The organism is Aquiflexum sp., from assembly GCF_041749095.1.
Taxonomy (GTDB): domain Bacteria; phylum Bacteroidota; class Bacteroidia; order Cytophagales; family Cyclobacteriaceae; genus Aquiflexum.
This window is the reverse complement of record NZ_JBGTCA010000369.1, coordinates 1-3,867: the sequence shown is the minus strand read 5'-3', so window position 1 is coordinate 3,867 and position 3,867 is coordinate 1. Positions and strand designations below refer to the sequence as shown.

The 3,867-nt window shown below is 38.4% G+C and carries 6 protein-coding genes; all 6 read right to left on the bottom strand.

The window, feature by feature from the left end:
- Positions 1-412: hypothetical protein (locus ACEW8O_RS16965; RefSeq protein ID WP_373495816.1), on the bottom strand; the 412-nt coding region annotated here is incomplete at its 3' end.
- Positions 405-656 (bottom strand): type II toxin-antitoxin system ParD family antitoxin, encoded by a 252-nt coding sequence (locus tag ACEW8O_RS16960; protein WP_373495815.1) that lies wholly within the window; start codon positions 654-656, stop codon positions 405-407. The genes ACEW8O_RS16965 and ACEW8O_RS16960, both read right to left, overlap by 8 nt.
- A gap of 126 nt (positions 657-782) precedes the next feature.
- Entirely contained in the window at positions 783-1,532 is a 750-nt protein-coding gene (locus tag ACEW8O_RS16955) for a hypothetical protein (RefSeq protein WP_373495814.1), read from the bottom strand.
- Positions 1,529-1,957, bottom strand: a complete 429-nt coding sequence (locus ACEW8O_RS16950; RefSeq protein ID WP_373495813.1) for a DUF2141 domain-containing protein — start codon at positions 1,955-1,957, stop codon at positions 1,529-1,531. The genes ACEW8O_RS16955 and ACEW8O_RS16950 overlap by 4 nt, the downstream gene beginning before the upstream one ends.
- 245 nt (positions 1,958-2,202) lie before the next feature.
- A complete protein-coding gene (locus ACEW8O_RS16945; protein WP_373495812.1) occupies positions 2,203-3,339 on the bottom strand; it encodes a helix-turn-helix domain-containing protein in 1,137 nt (378 codons plus the stop codon).
- 146 nt (positions 3,340-3,485) lie between these two features.
- Positions 3,486-3,867 (bottom strand): type II toxin-antitoxin system HigA family antitoxin (locus tag ACEW8O_RS16940; RefSeq protein ID WP_373495811.1); only part of this gene is annotated, 382 nt, incomplete at its 5' end.

Genomic DNA, 3,867 nt, shown 5'->3' with positions numbered 1-3,867 from the left:
ACACCGGTTTTGAAGCATCCGAATATAGGAATGTCCTGAAATCGGTCACCTTTCCTGAAAAAGTCGGACTGATTCCATTCGGTGTGTTGGTGATAACATAGCTGTTTGAAATTACTTTTACTGTCGATATGTCGGGAAGATTTGCCCATTCACCAAATTTGTAACCTCCAATTGAAAAATATTCTTTGAATCTTTTTTCGGTAAAATCGATAAGGGTACCACTGTAAGAAGATACGATTCCAAGTCCAATAACTATAGCCCCCACTCCTACACCAATAATCTTTTCTATAGCACTTTCACTTTCCAAAAATACCGGGCTCGCCAATGCAAACATACCTGCTATTATCAGCACCGGTCCCAAAAGGTGAGGACTTGATACCAAATTTCTTTTTTTAAAGTTGAATTTATTCATGGTAGGCTTTTTGGGCTTTTAGGGATTCAAGGTGCTTTTTTGGGTCAAAATCCTGTGCAATTCCACTTTCAATCCCTTCTCGAATTGCTTTTCTCAAGACAACAACTTTACTCTCTTCTTCTTCCAACAATCTTAATCCAGTTCTTATTACTTCGCTGACATTCTTAAATCGTCCTTCATCGATTTTGTTTTTAACAAATTGATCAAAATAATTACCAAGTGATATTGATGTATTTTTATTCATGCTGAAATGATTTATTCAAATATACCAAAAATTGGTATGACAGGAAAAGGCTCCAACAACATTTTACATTTTTAAAAGCTTCCAAGATCATACACACACAATTGGCTATTTGCTATAACAATTCCCCTAAATAAACACAATTAGCAAAGTTGAAAAATATAACACAAGATAAACAATACCCATAACATGGATCAGTTTTGAATTCAGTTTGAACCTGTTTATGAACCATTGAATTAAGGGCAAAATCTGAATAGCGTGCAAACCCAATGCATGGGATATTTTCAAATCCTTCATGGTCAACTTCCAACCGGTTAAAGGCATTTTTGATTGGGAAGTCAGCATGTCTGTCGGCCAACCGTACCGGATGATCAGATATCCTGAAAAATTTCCCAAAAGAAAAATCACCACTCCCCAGATAATCGATGTTCGGTAAGATTTCCCTCCATTTCCCCAAAAAGCAAAGAGGATAAACCATATCCCAACAATGGCTGCATTAAAACCAATGACAGCACCCATTACAGAGAATACTTTTGCATCAAATGCTGTTTGGACATTGAAGTGGGATGCCACGCCCCGGCCTGCCTGAAATGTGATAAGGGTGATTTCTATCAACATGCATGCTGCTATGATATGGTTCAGGTTATTGAATATCCTTCTTCTTATTTCAACATAGCTCGAAAACCATGCAAAGGTCCATGTAAAAAGCCAAATAGAAATGGCAAAACGAAGCGGTTTTAGCCAGACGTTTTCGTGATTGACCTCCCGTGGATCAAAGCCAAGAAGCACCAGAAAACAAAAGATCAGAACAAAATGAATCATTCCTGTATAGAACAATATCCTGCTGCCTTGATAGATGCGGGTCAGTAATGTCTTCATAGCTTAATGGTGACTGAAGTTTTCCCATTAATTTCAAAGGAAGCTTTTTGGAAAGATGGAGGACCAAAAAATGTAGATGGATTATTTGAAAACCCATAGGGTTCAGAGGGAAGCCCCATCCAGTTTCTGTCCAGCTTGCCATTGCTATTGAGGTCTTGGTACACCACAATGGCATAATTTTCTGCTTCTTTTATTTTTTCAAAAATAACTGTAGCAATATGGTCGTTTATTGGTGCTTCCAAAACCTTACATTCGCTAGCCTTATTGAAAAAATGCTCATCTCTGTCAAAGAGACAAACCCTAACCAAACCTTTTCCGGGTTGAATTCCGGTTACCCGAATTTCAAGGCTCGAACTTTGAATTTCTCCTGATCTAATTGGACAAACTATCAAAGTCAAAAACAAAAATACCTTTCCTGTTATCATACCACAATGTTTTAGTGACAATCCCCCCACTCGCCCCGGTTCGTGTCTTCACGGACCGAAATAGACCTAGTATCCCTTGGCCCCGGTTCGTGTCTTCACGAACCGGAATGATGCTCCAAGGTTTGAGTCTCCAGAGTCCGCTTCTCTCCGCCCCAGTCCGTGTCTCCACGGACTGCTACCTCCAATCTGCCAGTTAACTTAAGTCAAAGGAAAGGTTAATTGTACCAGTAATCGACCGACAAAATTTATTCGGACACCTTTTTCAGGGATTTTTTATAGGAGGAGGGTGTCATACCGGTGTCCTTTTTAAAAAAAGCATTGAATGTAGATTTAGAGCGGAAGCCGCACTCAAAGGCCAATCCTAAAAGTGAGAGGTGATTGTCCCCACCATGTTCAAGCCGTTTCTTAAACTCACGGACCCTATAAGAATTGATCAGGTCATAGAAATTCATCATTAAGCCCGTGTTGATGGCCAGGGAAAGTTTACCTGAAGGCACATTCATGGCATTTGACAATGTGGTAAGTGAAAAATCGGGATCCAGGTAATACTTTTCATTTTCTATTATTTCAACGATCTCTTGGGCAAGACTTTCAAGTTCGGAAGCAGACAATGTAGAAGAAGTATTCTTTTGGCTTTGTTCCAATAAAACTGAAGGGTTCAAATGTTGAAAGGCCGAGGTTTTTCTTATCGCCCAATAGCTCACATAAATAATGTATATACTTAAAAATACGCTGATTACCTGAAAGGTGAACTTTAAGTCTATTTGATCCAAAGAAACGGAAAACTCAATGACCAAATAGGTGAGCACAAAAAATACGATGGCTGCCATGACCCAATATTCCAACCAATTGAGCACATTTCTGACTTCTCCCGACTGGGTTTGGCTTAGCATGGACTTTTGTTTTCTAATGGCAAAAAATGCGGCAAAGGTGTAAATCCCCGAAACCAAGGCAATGTAGATGCCATAGTAATTGAACGGGAAGACAGCTTCCCTAAACCAGATAAACCCGTACCTGAAATCCATCAGGTCATCAAAAAAAAGATAGGCCGACCCAATGGAAAGAAGGTATATCACAAAAGGCAAAGAATGCCATAATATTTTAAGCTTAGGGTAAAATAACCTGCTGCAAAAAACATATAAGACAGGCACATGGATAAGCACCAACCCAATTCCAATGATATGTACTATCGCAGGTGAATCAGACAGCAACTCCAATTCCGGCCCAACAAGTAAAAAGTACATCAGATTCAGCACCAAAGCCGTAATCCAAAAAACCAACAATTTCTCAGGTTTGCTTAGTTTTTCATTCTTAAAAATCAACAGCAAAGTGAACAGCCCTACGGCAATTCCTGATATGGCTATAGAGGTTATTGCTAACATTAAGAATTAGTGGATATCTTTTGATTCTATTCAAAGTTAAAAATTCATTCCCAACAATATCTCAAAACCCGGCAAGATCATTTTTCCCTGGTAAATATATATTCTTTAATTTTTCCATTTTCTAATTACCTAAATGCGAAATGATCCTATCGGTTAAGTTGGTAATCAATAATTAGCAATTTAACTGATAGGTTTAAACGAGTCGCTAATTTTCGGACCATATCAAGAGTCAATCTACGCTTACGGTTCAAAATTTCCGACACCCTACTTTTCCCACCTATTTCAGGAATTAGATCAACTTGTTTAAGGTGCATTTCTTCCATCCGAATCTTAATCGCCTCGATTGGGTCAGGTGCTTCAATCGCATAATGTTTGTTTTCATAATCTTCGACCATTAAACCTAGTATTTCAAGCAAATCACTCTCAGGAGTGCCACTTTTTGCATCAAAAATATCTTCTAATCTTTTCAAGGCGACTCTGTAATCTTCTTCTGTTTTAATTGGTTTTAAATTCATAATCATAAGATTT

What these genes read in the sequence shown, in the direction of transcription:
- ACEW8O_RS16950 (WP_373495813.1), bottom strand. Translation starts at nt 1,957, where the DNA reads ATGATAACAGGAAAGGTATTTTTGTTTTTGACTTTGATAGTTTGTCCA.
- ACEW8O_RS16955 (WP_373495814.1), bottom strand. Translation starts at nt 1,532, where the DNA reads ATGAAGACATTACTGACCCGCATCTATCAAGGCAGCAGGATATTGTTC.
- ACEW8O_RS16960 (WP_373495815.1), bottom strand. Translation starts at nt 656, where the DNA reads ATGAATAAAAATACATCAATATCACTTGGTAATTATTTTGATCAATTT.
- ACEW8O_RS16945 (WP_373495812.1), bottom strand. Translation starts at nt 3,339, where the DNA reads ATGTTAGCAATAACCTCTATAGCCATATCAGGAATTGCCGTAGGGCTG.